Below are 14,651 nucleotides of genomic sequence, written 5' to 3' on the forward strand. Positions count from 1 at the left end.
CGACACCCACCGCGCAGCCGCACCGCGTGAGTGTCAGAGTCCTTCGTGCGCCATGTTCGCGAACCGGGAGTAGTGGCCCTGGAACGCCACGACGATCGTCTTGGTGGGGCCGTTGCGGTGCTTTGCCACGATCACGTCGGCCTCACCGGCGCGCGGCGACTCCTTGTCGTAGACGTCGTCGCGGTGCAGCAGGATCACCATGTCCGCGTCCTGCTCGATCGAGCCCGACTCGCGGAGGTCCGAGACCATCGGCTTCTTGTCCTGGCGCTGCTCGGACCCACGGTTCAGCTGCGACAGCGCGATGACCGGGACCTCGAGCTCCTTGGCCAGCAGCTTCAGGGCACGGGAGAACTCCGAGACCTCCTGCTGGCGGGACTCGACCTTCTTGCCGGAGCTCATGAGCTGGAGGTAGTCGAGCACCACGAGCTTGAGGTCGTGCTTCTGCTTGAGCCGGCGGCACTTCGCCCGGATCTCCATGAGGGACATGTTCGGCGAGTCGTCGATGAACAGCGGCGCGGAGTCCATCTTGCCCATCGTGGTGGCGATCTTGGCCCACTGCTCGTCCTGCAGTCTGCCCTTGCGCAGGTCCTGCATGTTGAGCGTGGCCTCGGCGGAGAGCAGGCGCATGGCGATCTCGTTGCGGCTCATCTCGAGGGAGAAGATCACTGTGGTCTGGTTGTGCTTGATCGCCGCGGAGCGCGCGACGTCGAGGGCCAGGGTCGAGTTGTGCGTGGGGATGAACGTCGAGCCGGCCAGGTACAGGTGCGAGGGGTGATCGATCTCGATGCACCGCACTGGCACCGACTCGATCGGCTCCACCGATGTGATGAAGCGTTGTGAGCGCTTCGGCGTCGAACGCGCGTCCCGCTCCTTGTGCATGATCTGTTTCCGACTCAGGCCGAACACCTGGTCAGCCGTCGAGAACGTCAGGAGATAGGCGGTGGATGAGGCCTCGTTTCGCCCGTTGACTCTCTTCTCGGCCCAGCCTGATCGGTACCCCAGCGAATGGACCAGTTCACGCACGTCCTCGGCCAGTCGCCGGTTCGTCACCGCGAACTGGATGCACCCCGCGTTGGTCACGGTACCGTCGGTGTCCAGCAATCCGGCGAGCAGTTCTCGGCGCTGGGTTTCGCCGGCTCGCAGGTAGGACATGGGGATGTGCTTGTTGCCGAGCACACCCAGCGCACGCAGGCGGCCCTGGAGGGAGGCTTTTTGCTGGTGGCAGGTCCTGCACCGCAGACCTCCGGTGCAGGAACCACCGCAGTCGATGCACGTAGCTCGTACCGTGGTCGCCAGCTCGCCCTTGAGCTTGCCGCCACAGGCTTTGGAGCATGTGCGGACGTTCCTGTTCGTGTGGGTGAAGGGCTGATCGCAGATTTCACACCGACCGTGCAGAACTCGCTCTTCCCGAGGCAGACCTATGGCGTGAGTCATCCCCGACACAGGATGTACCTCATGTCCCTCCGCAGAGACCCGCATGAGGATCTCGTCGTCGGCGCTGGTGATGCGTGCCGCCGCCGAGTGACCGTCACCGAGCCATGCGCCGAGTGTGTATGGTCCGACGACGAGATCCCGGGGAGCCAACTGCAACGCCTTGGCGTTCTTCACGCTGTGGTTGAGTCTGGCTTCCTTCGTGTTGCATCGCAATGTCGAGCGAATGTCAGCCGTCGTCCGGATCTCGGCGAACGCCTGCTGCTTCTTCGTCCGGTTGTCATCGGCGATCGTGGCCTGTGCCGATCTGCGGGACGAGCGCGTATCCGTCAGCCACTGGTGCTGTTCGTCCGCGACGATCTCGGAGCCGTCGTCGAAGCTCACCCGGTAGCAGGGCCGGTCGGTCATGACCTCGGTGGCCGCGACCACGCGGGACGGCGTGCCGTCGGCGGCGATGACCTCGTCTCCCACCTGGAGCTCGCCCATGGTGGTCCACCCGGCAGGCGTGGGGATCACGGTGTCCAGGGCGAGCGCCTTGCCCATGGCCGGCCTCGCCGCGATGACGATCATCTGGCCGCCCTGGAAGCCCTGGGTCAGCTCGTCGAGCTCGATGAAGCCGGTGGGCACGCCGCGCATGCCCTCGCCGCGGGAGCCGGCGGCCTCGATCTCATCGACCGTGGACTCGATGACCTCCTTGAGCACCGTGTAGTCCTCGGAGGAGCGCCGCTCGGCCACCTGGTAGATCTCGGCCTGGGCGGCGTTGACGATGTCGTCGACCTCGCCGTCCGAGCTGTAGCCGAGCTGCACGATCTTGGTGCCGGCCTCCACGAGCCGGCGCAGCACGCCGCGCTCGCGCACAATCTCGGCGTAGAAGCCCGCGTTGGCCGCCGTGGGCACGGAGGAGATGAGGGTGTGCAGGTACGCGGGACCGCCGACGCGCTCGATCTCGCCGCGCTTCGTGAGCTCGTCCGCGACCGTGATGGCGTCGGCCGGCTCGCCGCGCCCGTACAGGGAGATCACGGCCTCGTAGATGGACTCGTGGGCGGGCTTGTAGAAGTCGACGCCGCGCAGGACCTCCACCACGTCCGCGATCGCGTCCTTGGACAGCATCATCCCGCCGAGCACGGACTGCTCCGCGACGTTGTCCTGCGGCGGGGTCCGGCCGAACTCCCGGTCGCTCCCGGACGAGCGCTCCGACACCATCGACACCTGGTCCACCTCTCCCCGCGCACCCTGCGGACGGCACGGTGCGCACACGACGACGCCGCCCCGAGCTTCCGGGCAGCCCCTCCATTCTCGCACCGACCGCGGACACCGCTTGCCGCCCGGGCCCGTCCGTGGACACCATGGATCATGACGCTCACCACAGACCTCAGCGGCCCCTGTTCGTGGGACATCCGGACCACCCGGACGGAGCTGGCGGAGCGCCGGATCAGCCACGTGGAACACCTCGACGCCCTGCTGGAGCGGCTGCCCACAGCGCAGCGGCTGGGCGCGGTGATCAGCGCGGATCCGGAGCTGGCCCGGGCCCTCGCCCACTCGCTGGACCGCCGGGAGACGCGGGGCCCGCTGACGGGCGTCCCGCTGGCGGTCGAGGACGTCGTGGACGTCGCGGGGTTCCCCACCACGGGAGGGACGCGGGCGCTCGAACAGGATGTGGTGGAGCGGGACGCCCTCGGGGTGTCGCGGCTGCGTACGGCGGGCGCCCTGTTCGCCCTGAAGACCAATCTGCACGAGCTGTCCTTCGGCATCACCTCGAACAACGGCTCGTACGGACCGGTGCACCACCCCGCGGACCCGGCGCTGAGCCCCGGTGGCAGCAGCGGGGGTTCGGCGGTGGCCGTGGCGGTGGGCCTGGCCCCGGCGGCGGTCGCCGTGGACACCGGGGGCTCGGCCCGCATCCCCGCCGCCCTGTGCGGGATCGTGGGGTTCCGGCCCACGCTGGGCCGCTACCCGTCGTCGGGCCTTCTGCCGATCGCCCACTCGCGGGACACGATCGGCCCCATGGCCCGGACCGTGGACGACGTCGTGCTGCTGGACGCCCTGCTCGCGGGCGAGCACCCGCTCGGCGCGCCCCGCGCGCGGCACCTGGAGTTCGACGACGAGGGCCCCGGCCCGCTGCACGGCGTCCGGCTCGGCGTGCCCGAGCTGTTCCTCGAGGACCTGGAGCCGGGCGTGGACACGGTCTTCGGCGCGGCCCTGCGAGCACTGGAGGCGGCGGGCGCGGAACTCGTGGGCGTCGACGTCCGACCCGCCCGCGAGCTGGCCGCCACGGCGGGCATGACGATCGCCCTCCACGAGTTCCTGCCCGACCTCCAGGCCTATCTGGACGCGCGCGGCACGGGACACTCCCTCGACGAGGTGCGGGACGGGATCGGCAGCCCGGACGTGCGGCGGATCTGGGAGCTGGCAGAGGTGTTCCGCGCCGCCGACGACGAGTACCGGGCGGCCCAGGAGGAGCGCCGGCTCGCCCTTCGGCTGTACACCGGGGCGTTCCAGGCCCAAGGAGTGACGGCCCTGGTGCAGCCGACGTGCCCGTTGACGGCCCGGCCGATCGGCGACGACGAGACCGTGGAGCTCAACGGCCGGCGCGTGCCCACCTTAGACGCCTTCACCCGCCACTCCGACCTCGCCGGCATCATCGGCACGTCCGGGATCAGCATCCCCGCCGGGCGCACCGCGGAGGGCCTGCCGGTGGGCCTGGAGCTCGCGGCGGGACCAGGGGCGGACGCCGTGCTGCTCGACCTCGCCCGCACCGTGGAGGCGCTGCTGCGCGACCAGTGAACGGCCGGGCGTCTTTTGAGGGGACAGCGCAACGATTCACAGCCACAACCGTTGACGAATCCAACGGTTTGCCTCTACGGTGAGGGTACCGATGTGCGTGATGCATCTCACAGCTGAATCGCCGGTGCCGGACGCCGGCAGGACCGCCCCGAGGAAGAGGACCACCATGAAGCACCCGTTCGCCGGAGCAGCCGCCGTCGGAACCGTCCTGACGTTCGCCCTCACCGCCTGCGGCGGCGGGGGGACCACCGGTGGGGGCGGGAACAGCGAGGAGCTGCAGCCCCTCACCATCGGCGTCATCCCCATCGCGCCGTCCGCGCCCGTGCAGCTCGCCCTCGACGAGGGCATCTTCGAAGAGCACGGCCTGGACGTCACGATCGAGACCGCCCAGGGCGGCGCGGCCATGCTCCCGGCCGTCTCGGGCGGCTCCATGGACATCGGCGTGGGCAACCCCCTCTCGGTCATCCTCGCCAAGGACCAGGGTCTCGACATGACGATCCTCAGCGGCTTCAGCAGTTCGATGCCCGAGGGCGAGGACATCACCGGAGTCGCCGCCGGCCGGGACGCCGGCATCGCGTCCTGGGCCGACCTGGCCGGCAAGCGGGTCGCGGTGAACACGATCAACGGCCAGGGCGACCTGACCATCAAGGAGGCCGTGAGCCAGGACGGCGGCGACCCGGACGCCGTGAACTTCGTAGAGATGCCCTTCCAGGACATGCCGGCCCAGCTGGAGCGCGGCGAGATCGACGCCGCCTGGGTCCCGGAACCGTTCCTGACCCAGCTGATCAACGGTGAGCAGACCGAGCTGGTCGGCTACAACTACCAAGACACGGTTCCGGGCCTCGACACCATGGTCACCTTCAGCAGCACGGCGTTCACCGAGAAGAGCCCGGAGGTCCTCGAGAACTACAACGCCGCGATGGAGGAGGCGCTCCAGTTCGCGCAGGAGAACCCGGACCGGGTGCGCGAGACCATCGTGAGCTTCCTCAACATGCCGGAGGATGTCGCCACCGACCTGCGGCTGGAGGAGTTCGACGCGGAGGTGGACCGCGACGAGCTCGAGACGCTCGCCGAGCTGATGCTGAAGTACGACGTGATCGACAGCGAGGCGAACCTGGACGAGATCGTCCGGGCGGACTAGGCCTGCGGCCCCGGCCGCGCCGGCGGGAACTCGTCGGCGCGGTCGAGGGCCTCCTCGGTCATCCGCCGGCCGAGCTCGATGAGCTCCCCCGCACGGTGGAAGTCCAGCAGCCGCCCGGCGCTCTTCGGCACGGTGATGAGCAGATCGGGCGGATAACCGGCCAGCCGGTAGCGCAGCACCATGGACTGCAGCACCTCGAGGGAGAGCTGCATGACGTCGAGCGTGCGCAGCCCCGCTGGCAGGGCACCGAACTCCTCCTGGGCGAGCTCCTCCGCGGCACCCTCGGCGGCGTCCACGAGTGCGTCCTGGACGGCGTCCGGGGCGGCGTCCTGCACGAGGGCCTCGACGGCGTCCGCCGGGGTCGCCCCGTCGGGGCGCGGGAACCGGGACGAGGCGCCGCGACCGCGCGCCTCCGCGAAGCGTTCCAGGACGCTGCGCGTCAGTTCGCGGTCCAGCACGTGCGAGGCGCTGCGCCGGAACCGCTCCGACCACTCCTCGGCGGGCCGCACGGCGGCCGTCTCGTGGGCGGGGACCCTGCCCTCCCCGGACTGCTGGCCACCGGAGAGGGAGACCGCCACCGTCACGTCCGCGCGGGTGGCGACGGTCGCGGCGATGGGCACGGGGTTCATGATCCCCCCGTCGGCGAGCAGCCGGCCGTTGAGCATGACCGGAGTGATGATGCTGGGCAGGGCGATCGACGCGCGGACGGCCACGTCCACCGGGCCCTCCTGGAACCAGACCTCCTTGCGGGCGAGCAGGTCCGTCGCCACCGCCGTGAAGGGAATGGGCAGGTCCTCGATGAGCCTGCCGTCGAGCAGCTCGCGCACCTTCGCCATGATCTTCTCCGCACGGATCACGCCGGGCGCCGAGGGGGACGGGTCCAGCAGCCGCAGCACGTCGCGCTGGCTCAGGCCCTGCACCCACTGCGCGTACGCCTCCAGCTGCCCGGCGGCGTGGAGCCCGCCCACGAGCGCTCCCATCGAGCTCCCCGCGACGGTCACGATGTCGTAGCCGCGCTCCTCGAGCACCTCGATCACGCCCATGTGGGCGTAGCCGCGGGCGCCGCCGCTGCCCAGCGCCAGGGCCACGCGCGTGCGTGGGGACATCTGCCGCTCCTCTCCCGCAGGGCCCGGCCAGGGGACCGGCCGGATGCCTCGAGCCTAGCCCGCCGCCCGCGGACGACGACGCCCGGACCGGCTCGCGGAGGACGGAAGACCCTACCAGCCGGCGGAGTTTTCCACCCTGTGGACAAGCCGTGGAAAACGCCGTGGCGGGCTGTGCACAGGTTGGGGAGAACTCTGTGGAAAGTTATGCACAGGTGTTCTCAAGGATGCCTCTGACCTGCGGGAATATCGGTGCACACCCTGTGCAGGGCGGACCCGGACCCCACGGGTGTCGTCCACAGCGCCGTGTTTCCCGCCTCGTGCTGCGGCCCACGTCGGAGGTCTGTCGGTCAGGAGCAGCAGAGGCGCTGCGGCGCGGGCGGCGGCCGTCGCCGATGCCTCCGGGAACCGTGGATCCGGGTCCCGGACCCGGGACGTCAGCCGGAACGGGCGGTCAGGCGACCGACGCGATCAGCGCCAGCCACAGCAGCGGGTGGCAGATCACCGACAGGCCGAGCAGCACGAGGAACCGGACCCGGTCGGACGAGAACCCGATGGCGCCCCCGAGGGCCACCACCGCCGTCACGGTCGCCCCCGCCGTCGCCGCGACGAAGCCCATCACGAAGAACGCCATGGAGGTTTCGGCTCCTGCGGAGTTCCCGCCCAGGAACGCCACGACAAAAGCCAGTACGGTGAAGAGAAGGCACCCCACGCCGAACCAGTACAGGGCGGACGGTGAGACGCGGGAGATCAGGGACGGCATGGTCCCATTGTCCCCCGGACAGCTCGACGCCACCGCCGCACCGCCCCACGAGTGCCTGCACGCCCGACCCACGCACCCGACCCACCCAGGAGATCCCCGTGGACGACAACCAGCGCATGTGGGAGGACCGGTACGCCTCCGGGGCGTCCTCCCCCGACGGCGCCCAGCCGCACCCGGAGGTCGCCGCCCTCCTGGACCGGACGGCCGGGGAGCGCGAGGGCGGGCCGCCGACCGCACTCGACCTCGGCGCGGGCTCCGGCCGCCACACCCTGGCCCTGGCGGTGGCCGGCTACGACCCCACCGCCGTGGACTTCTCCCCCAGCGCCGTGCGGACCATCACCGGCGCCCTGGCGGAGCGCGGCCTGCCGGGCCGCGCCCTGGTGACCGACCTGCGGACCTGGACCCCCGAGCAGGAGCAGCGCTCCGGACCCGACGCCGTGCCTCCGCGGTTCGACCTGATCGTGGCCGTGTACTTCCAGCACGACCTGACCCTGCTGCGCCACGCCGCCGAGTGGCTCGTCCCCGGCGGCCGGCTGCTGTGGATCACGCACGCCCCCGGCAGCGTCGAGGGCCCGCCACCGACCGTTCCCCGCCCGACCCTGGAGCAGACCGTCGCCGTGCTCGAGGGCAAGGGACTGGACCTGGTGCGCGCCCGGCAGGTGCGCACCACCGAGACCGCGCTGGACGTCGTCCTCGAGGCCGTCCGGCCCCGCTGACCGGTCCCGGCCGCCCCGCGGAGGTCCCCGGGAAGGCAGAGAAGGCCCCCGCGGCGAACCGCGGGGGCCTTCTCCGTGCCGGCCGGACGGGAGGAACCGATCAGGCGGGGACGACCTCGAACTCGACGTTCGCGTTGACGTCCTCGTGCAGTCGCACGGAGGCCTGGTACACACCGGTGGTCTTGATGTGCTGGTTGAGCTCGACCTTGCGCTTGTCCACGGCGCCGAGGCCGGCGGCCTCGACGGCCTTGGCGACGTCCTCGGCCTTGACGGTGCCGAAGAGGCGACCCTCGGAGCCGGCCTTGACCGGGATGGTCACGGTGGCGGAGGTCAGCTTCTGGGCCAGGGCCTGGGCGTCCTCGAGCGAGGCGACCTCGCGCGCGGCGCGGGCGGCCTTGATGCTCTCGATCTGCTTCTCGCCGCCGCGCGACCACGGGGTCGCGAAGCCGCGCGGGAAGAGGTAGTTGCGGGCGTACCCGTTCTTGACCTCGACCACGTCACCGGCAGCGCCGAGCCCCGTGACCTCGGTCGTCAGGATGATCTTTGCCATGAGTGTCTGTCCTCTCTGATCAGCGGCCGGCGCCGGAGTAGGGCAGCAGCGCGACCTCGCGGGCGTTCTTGATCGCCAGGGCGATCTTGCGCTGCTCCTGCACGGTCACACCGGTGACACGGCGGGCGCGGATCTTGCCGCGATCGGAGATGAACTTGCGCAGCAGCGCAACGTCCTTGTAGTCGATCTCGGTGACTTTGGCAGCCTTGAGCGGGTTCTGCTTTGGTTTGGGCTTACGGAGTTCAGCCTTGGCCATCGTGGTGCTCCTTGTTCTTCGAGTGGAGCCCGCGGCTGGTCACCGCGGGATGGGGTGGATGGGAAAAGTGCGGAAGGTCTAGAACGGCGGTTCGTCGTCCTGGCCGCTGCCCCAGTCGTAGTTGCCGCCGGAGGACTGGCTCCAGGGGTCGCTCTGGGGTGCGGCCTGCGGAGCGGACGGGCGTCCGCCGCCGGAGCGGCCGCCCTGGCCGAAGCCACCGCCCTGCTGACCGCCGCCGAACCCGGAGTCGCCCCCGAATCCACCGCCGGCCGGGGCACCGGCGCCGAAGCCGCCGCTCTGCTGACCGCCGCCCTGCTGACCGAAGCCGCTGCCACCGCCCTGCCCGCCGGAGCGGGCGTTGCGGTTCACCTTCGCGGACGCGTAGCGCAGCGAAGGACCGACCTCGTCGACGTCGAGCTCGGTGACGGTGCGCCGCTCGCCTTCCTTGGTCTCGTAGGACCGCGACTTGAGCCGACCCTGGACGATGACGCGCATGCCCTTCTGCAGGGACTCTGCCACGTTCTCGGCCGCCTCGCGCCACACGGAGCAGCGCAGGAACAGGGTCTCCCCGTCCTTCCACTCGTTGGACTGGCGGTCGAAGGTGCGGGGCGTGGACGCAACGGTGAAGTTGGCCACGGCCGCACCCGACGGGGTGAAGCGCAGCTCGGGGTCAGCGGTCAGGTTGCCGATTACGGTGATGACGGTGTCACCAGCCATGTGGACCTCCCGGGTCGAGGATGTTCGCGGTCGTGCGGGACGTGCTGGGATCTCTGAAGCATCTCACCGGGGGCCCGGTGGAGGCGCCCTCGGTGATCAGATGTGAAGTCCCTACTCGGCGGAGATCTTCTGCTCTTCCGGGCGGATGATCTTGGTGCGCATGATGGCCTCGTTGAGGTTCAGGACGCGGTCGAGCTCCTGGGTGGTCTGCGGGGTCGCGGTGAAGCGGACGACCGCGTAGATGCCCTCGGTCTTCTTCTGGATCTCGTAGGCGAGGCGACGACGGCCCCAGATGTCGACGTTGTCGACGGTCCCGTTGTCCTTGGTGACGACGTCGAGGAACTTCTTGAGAGTCGGCTCCACGGCACGATCCTCGACCTCGGGGTTGATGATCACCATCAGTTCGTACTCACGCATGTTCGAACCCACCTCCTTCGGGCTGAGCGGCTGCGGTCCTTCCGCAGCAGGAGGTTCTGTAGCGTCGTCCGCGCGCCGGCGCCGCACGTCGGGCGGCGGGCACACAGACCTCACAACACTACTACATCCGCGGGCCTGCGCGGAACGGGGCGCTCGGCGGACCGGGGCGCCGGCGCACCGGAGCGCTCAGTACCGGTGCGCGCTGCGGGCGATCGAGGCGTTCACGAGGGCCGTGCGGAACGGCATGGTGAAGACGTCCAGGAACATCAGCAGCACCCACGGGATCAGGAACAGGATCCCGACGCCGACCCCCGCCAGGGACCAGCCGAGGCCGCCGAGGAACAGGTAGATCAGGCCCCAGATCGGCTGGCGCAGATAGAACTTGTGGATGCCCAGCCAGCCCAGGAAGAGCCACAGGAGGTAGGCGAGGACCACGGACTTCCCGCCCACCACGTTGACCACGGGCGGTCCGGGGTGCGGAGCGCCGCTCCCGCCCCCGCCGAACGGCTGCCCGTGCGGCTGCCCGTACGACTGTCCGAAGGGCGCCCGGGAGTACCCGGCGCGGCCGGGGTCGTTGTTCAGCGGGACGGGGCGGTAGTACTCGGGCTCGGGAGCCACGGGAGGTCCTTTCGGGGCGGACGGGATCTCGGGCGGCCGTCCGCGGAGGACGACCCGACCGGTGCAACGGTCCCCCGGCGAGCGCTATTCCGGGGCGCGGAGCGCCACGGGGGCTCGGCCGGGGCCGGTGGTGGCGGCGGCGGCGAGGGGTCCCGGGCCGACGCGAGGGCCGTTGCGATTAGGATACGCTTTTCTTGTCAAATGATCGCCGCGCGGTCTCCCGATGTCCGCGCCCTCAGGAAGAGGCTCCGATGCGTCGTCGTTCCCTGTACGCCACCACCGGCATCCTGACCGCGCTGACGGTGGTGGTCACGGGCTGCGGCACGCTCGGCCTGGGCGAGCAGCCCGCCGACCTGCAGATCTACTCGGCACGGCACTACGACCTCGAGGGCGCGTTCGGCGAGTTCACCGACGAGACCGGCATCAGCGTCGAGTTCATCACCGGCGACGACGCCGAGCTCCTCGAGCGGCTCAAGGCCGAGGGGGACGACAGCCCGGCGGACGTGTTCATGACCGTGGACGCGGGCAACCTCTGGAACGCCGCCCGCCAGGACGAGCTGGCCGCACTGGACTCCGCGGCCCTGGAGGAGGCGGTCCCGGAGGACCTGCGCGATCCCCAGGGCCGGTGGTACGGCCTGGCGATGCGAGCGCGCACCGTGACCTACAACCCGGACAACGTCGACACCGCCGAGTTCGACACCGCGGAGACCTACGCGGGGCTGGCCGACCCGAAGTGGCAGGGCCGGCTGTGCATGCGGGACGCCACCTCGGCCTACACCCAGTCCCTCGTGGCGAGCCTGATCGACCTGCACGGCCGGGAGCGGGCGCTCGAGATCGTCGAGGGCTGGGTCGACAACGACGTGCAGATCATGAGCAACGACATCCTGCTGCTCGAGGCGATCGATGCGGGCACGTGCGACGTGGGGATCAACAACCACTACTACCTGGCACGCACCCTCGAGGAGAACCCCGACCTGAACGTCGACCTCTTCTGGGCCAGCCAGGACGGCGCCGGCACGCACGTGAACATCTCGGGGGCCGGCGTGGTCGAAGGCTCCGACAGCGCGGAGGACGCCCAGCGGCTCGTCGAGTGGCTCGCGACCGACGGCCAGAACGCGTTCGTGGACGCCAACCACGAGTTCCCGGTCAACCCCGCGGCGGAGCCCGCGCCCTCGATCGCGGCCTTCGGCGAGTTCGAGCGGATGCCCCTGAACGCCGAGGCCTACGGGGACCTCAACGCGGAGGCCGTCGACCTGCTGGCCGAAGCCGGATACCAGTGACCGAACCCGCCGTCCTCGCGGACACGAGGACACCGGCCCGCCGGCCGCGCCGGGCCCCCGGTTCCGGGCGCCCGGCGTGGTCGGTGCTCGTCGTCCTCGTCGCGGTGGTGGTGGCCACCCCGGTGCTGGCGGTGGTCGTGGACGGTCTGGGCAGCCTGGGCACCACCACCCCGCCGCGCGGGCTGGGCCGGATGGTGCTCACCACGCTGCTGCTGATGCTGGGCGTGGGCGCGGGCACCCTCGTGGTGGGCGGCGGGCTCGCGTGGCTCGTGACCGCCTTCCGCTTTCCCCTGCGGGACGTCCTGGTCTGGCTGCTGGTGCTGCCGCTGGCCATGCCGGCCTACATCCTCGGCTTCGTGTTCCTGTCCGTCTTCGACGTGGCCGGGCCGGTGCAGGGGGCCCTGCGCTCCGTCCTGGGACCGGACGTGTGGGTGCCCGAGGTCCGCTCGCTGCCGGCCGCGGTGCTCGTGATGTCCCTGACGCTCTATCCGTACGTCTACCTCCTGGCACGCTCCGCGCTGGTCGAGCAGACGACCGGGACCTACGACGCCGCGCGGACCCTGGGCGCCGGCCGGGGACGCGCGCTCCGGAAGGTCCTCGTCCCCCTGGCCCGGCCCTCCCTCGCGGCGGGACTGGCGCTCGTGATGATGGAGACGCTCACCGACTTCGCCACGGTGCAGTACTTCAACGTGCAGACGGTCTCCGTGGGCGTCTACCTGGTGTGGAAGGGCACCTTCGACTTCCACTCCGCCACCCAGTTGGCCGTGCTCGTGCTGCTGTTCGCCGTGGCCGTGCTGACCGGCGAGCGGCTGCTCCGGGGCCGGGCCCGGTTCCACCAGCGGGGCGGCCGCGGCCAGGGCCTGCAGCCGCGGCGGCTCACCGGCTGGCGCGCGTGGGGCGCCACGCTGCTGGCCCTCGCCGCCCTCTCCGCCGGGTTCATCGTGCCCGTGCTGCAGCTGCTCGTGTGGGCCGTCGGTGAGGCCCTCGGCAACCCCGACTCGCTCTCGGACCCGCGCTTCGCACAGTACCTCGGCAACAGCCTCGTGGTCGCCGGGATCGCCGCCGTGGCCTGCGTGGCGCTCTCGCTCGCCGTCGCGCACGGGGTGCGGATGGGCGGCGGCCGGGTCGTGGCCTCCGCGGCGCAGCTCACGACCTTCGGCTACGCCGTTCCCGGTGCCGTCGTGGGCATCGGCGTCCTCATCGCCTTCGCGGGGCTGGACACCGCGCTCGAACGGGCGGGCGTGCCCGGGGGCACGGGGCTGCTGGTGACGGGCTCGGTGCTCGGCATCCTCTACGCCTACGTGATCCGCTTCCTCGCCCCGGCCTACCAGGCGGTGGACGCGAGCCTGGCCAAGATCTCCCCCACCGTCACCTTCTCCGCGCAGAGCCTGGGGGCGTCCCCGCTGCGGGTCCTCACCCGGGTGCACCTGCCCATCGCTCGCCCGGGGGTCGCCACGGCCCTCGTCCTCGTGGTGATCGACGCCGTCAAGGAGCTGCCCATCGTGCTGCTCCTGCGCCCGTTCGGATTCACCACGGCGTCCGTGTGGGTCTACGAGCTGGCGCGCGAGAACTTCTGGGAGAAGGCGGCCCTGCCGGCGCTCGTGATCGTGGCGGCGGCGGTCGTGCCCGTGTTCTTCCTCGTCCGCCAGGCCCACCGTGCGGACCGCCACGGAGAGGTGCCCCGATGACCGTGCAGACCACGAGCACGCAGACCGCCTCCGGCAGCGGCGGGACCGTGCCCGCCCTGGTCCTGGACGGGCTGAGCAAGCACTACGGCACCTCCGTCGGAGTGAGCGGACTGGCGCTGACGGTCCCCCCGGGCGAGCTGGTGACGCTCATCGGCCCCTCCGGCTGCGGCAAGTCGACCACGCTGCGCCTCGTGGCGGGTCTCGAGCGGCCGGACGAGGGCACGATCCGCATCGCCGGGGACGTGGTGGCGGACCGGCGCCGGTTCCAGGAGCCCGAGCGGCGGCGGGTGGGCCTGGTCTTCCAGGACCACGCCCTGTTCCCGCACCTGACGGTCGCGAAGAACGTGGCCTTCGGCCTGGACCGGCTCCCGCGGGCCGAACGGCGGGCCCGCGTGGGGGAGGTCCTCGAGCTCGTGCGGCTGGGACACCTCGCGCACCGCTACCCCCACGAGCTCTCCGGCGGCGAGCAGCAGCGCGTGGCCCTGGCGCGGGCGCTGGCCCCCCGTCCCGCCGTCGTGCTCCTCGACGAGCCGTTCTCCAGCCTGGACGAGTCGCTGCGCGCGCAGGTGCGCCGGGACACCGTGGCCACGCTGCGCGAGACCGGCACCACCGCCGTGCTGGTCACCCACGACCAGACCGAAGCGCTCTCGGTCGGCCACCGCGTGGTGGTCATGCACGACGGGGTGATCGAGCAGTCCGACACCCCGGAGAGAGTCTTCGAGCAGCCCGCCACCCGCTTTGTGGCGTCCTTCATGGGGGACGCGGACTTCCTGCCCGCACGCGTCCACCGCGCCCTGCTCACCTGTGAGATCGGCATCGTCTCCACCGTGCCGGGATGGGCGGACAGCGACGTCGACGTCGACGTCGTGCTGCGGCCCCACGAGGTGGCGCTGGCGCCGGACCCCGCCTCCCCGGCGCAGGTCAGCGCGGTCGAGTACCACGGTGCGTTCGTGCTGCACCACGTCCGGCTGGCCTCCGGCCGCACGCTGCGCTCCTGGCAGCCGCACAACGTGCGCCACCCGGTGGGGACCCCGGTGGCGGTGACCGTCACGGCCGGGACCACGCCCACGCTGCTCGTCGACGACCGGGCCGTCACCGCCCCGCCACCGCGGTCCCCCGACGGCACGTCGAACCGGCGATCCCGCATGTCGGACGAATTAGGTAAGACTTTCCTAAGCTAACGATCT

The 14,651-nt window shown here is 71.0% G+C and carries 14 protein-coding genes; 6 read left to right on the forward strand and 8 right to left on the reverse strand.

The features are described 5' to 3' along the window. Positions 1–33: 33 nt before the first annotated feature. Positions 34–2,634, reverse strand: a complete 2,601-nt coding sequence (gene dnaB / locus ACFYE1_RS02275; protein WP_387739900.1) for a replicative DNA helicase — start codon at positions 2,632–2,634, stop codon at positions 34–36. Positions 2,635–2,784: 150 nt separating this feature from the next. Here dnaB and ACFYE1_RS02280 point away from each other — a divergent pair, with 150 nt between their 5' ends. Then, entirely contained in the window at positions 2,785–4,215 is a 1,431-nt protein-coding gene (locus ACFYE1_RS02280) for an amidase family protein (RefSeq protein WP_387739523.1), read from the forward strand. Positions 4,216–4,381: 166 nt separating this feature from the next. Beyond that, a complete protein-coding gene (locus ACFYE1_RS02285) occupies positions 4,382–5,356 on the forward strand; it encodes an ABC transporter substrate-binding protein (RefSeq protein ID WP_387739525.1) in 975 nt (324 codons plus the stop codon). On the opposite strand, the gene ACFYE1_RS02290 is transcribed toward ACFYE1_RS02285, so the two are convergent. Further along, a complete protein-coding gene (locus ACFYE1_RS02290) occupies positions 5,353–6,462 on the reverse strand; it encodes a patatin-like phospholipase family protein (RefSeq protein ID WP_387739527.1) in 1,110 nt (369 codons plus the stop codon). The two genes, ACFYE1_RS02285 and ACFYE1_RS02290, sit on opposite strands and share 4 nt — an antisense overlap. Before the next feature lie 451 nt (positions 6,463–6,913). Further along, positions 6,914–7,222, reverse strand: a complete 309-nt coding sequence (locus tag ACFYE1_RS02295; RefSeq protein ID WP_387739530.1) for a hypothetical protein — start codon at positions 7,220–7,222, stop codon at positions 6,914–6,916. 98 nt (positions 7,223–7,320) lie between these two features. Here ACFYE1_RS02295 and ACFYE1_RS02300 point away from each other — a divergent pair, with 98 nt between their 5' ends. Further along, complete coding sequence (locus tag ACFYE1_RS02300) at positions 7,321–7,938, forward strand: class I SAM-dependent methyltransferase (RefSeq protein WP_387739532.1); 618 nt, start codon at positions 7,321–7,323, stop codon at positions 7,936–7,938. Between the two features lie 100 nt (positions 7,939–8,038). On the opposite strand, the gene rplI is transcribed toward ACFYE1_RS02300, so the two are convergent. The 5 genes from rplI to ACFYE1_RS02325 form a co-directional block, all read right to left on the reverse strand. Then, a complete protein-coding gene (gene rplI / locus ACFYE1_RS02305) occupies positions 8,039–8,488 on the reverse strand; it encodes a 50S ribosomal protein L9 (protein ID WP_298587300.1) in 450 nt (149 codons plus the stop codon). A 19-nt stretch (positions 8,489–8,507) separates the two neighbouring features. Further along, entirely contained in the window at positions 8,508–8,744 is a 237-nt protein-coding gene (gene rpsR / locus ACFYE1_RS02310) for a 30S ribosomal protein S18 (protein ID WP_017835048.1), read from the reverse strand. 78 nt (positions 8,745–8,822) lie between these two features. Further along, positions 8,823–9,461 carry a single-stranded DNA-binding protein gene (locus ACFYE1_RS02315; RefSeq protein ID WP_387739535.1) on the reverse strand — a complete coding sequence of 213 codons (639 nt, stop codon included), beginning with the start codon at positions 9,459–9,461 and terminating at the stop codon, positions 8,823–8,825. A gap of 111 nt (positions 9,462–9,572) precedes the next feature. Beyond that, positions 9,573–9,878 carry a 30S ribosomal protein S6 gene (gene rpsF / locus ACFYE1_RS02320; RefSeq protein WP_058873271.1) on the reverse strand — a complete coding sequence of 102 codons (306 nt, stop codon included), beginning with the start codon at positions 9,876–9,878 and terminating at the stop codon, positions 9,573–9,575. Positions 9,879–10,064: 186 nt separating this feature from the next. Beyond that, positions 10,065–10,496 carry an NINE protein gene (locus ACFYE1_RS02325; RefSeq protein ID WP_387739537.1) on the reverse strand — a complete coding sequence of 144 codons (432 nt, stop codon included), beginning with the start codon at positions 10,494–10,496 and terminating at the stop codon, positions 10,065–10,067. Between the two features lie 251 nt (positions 10,497–10,747). Between ACFYE1_RS02325 and ACFYE1_RS02330 the strand changes: the two genes are divergently transcribed. Genes ACFYE1_RS02330 through ACFYE1_RS02340 form a run of 3 tightly spaced genes read left to right on the forward strand, consistent with a single transcriptional unit; the run spans position 10,748 to position 14,645 of the window. Beyond that, the gene (locus ACFYE1_RS02330) at positions 10,748–11,776 is read left to right on the forward strand and encodes an extracellular solute-binding protein (protein WP_387739539.1); all 1,029 of its coding nucleotides are present in this window, start codon (positions 10,748–10,750) and stop codon (positions 11,774–11,776) included. Continuing rightward, positions 11,773–13,464 carry an ABC transporter permease gene (locus ACFYE1_RS02335; protein ID WP_387739540.1) on the forward strand — a complete coding sequence of 564 codons (1,692 nt, stop codon included), beginning with the start codon at positions 11,773–11,775 and terminating at the stop codon, positions 13,462–13,464. The genes ACFYE1_RS02330 and ACFYE1_RS02335 overlap by 4 nt, the downstream gene beginning before the upstream one ends. After that, positions 13,461–14,645: an ABC transporter ATP-binding protein gene (locus tag ACFYE1_RS02340; RefSeq protein WP_387739542.1), complete on the forward strand. Its 1,185-nt coding sequence runs from the start codon at positions 13,461–13,463 to the stop codon at positions 14,643–14,645. The genes ACFYE1_RS02335 and ACFYE1_RS02340 overlap by 4 nt, the downstream gene beginning before the upstream one ends. Positions 14,646–14,651: the final 6 nt, after the last annotated feature.

This window comes from Kocuria nitroreducens (assembly GCF_042879195.1).
Classification (GTDB): domain Bacteria; phylum Actinomycetota; class Actinomycetes; order Actinomycetales; family Micrococcaceae; genus Kocuria; species Kocuria nitroreducens.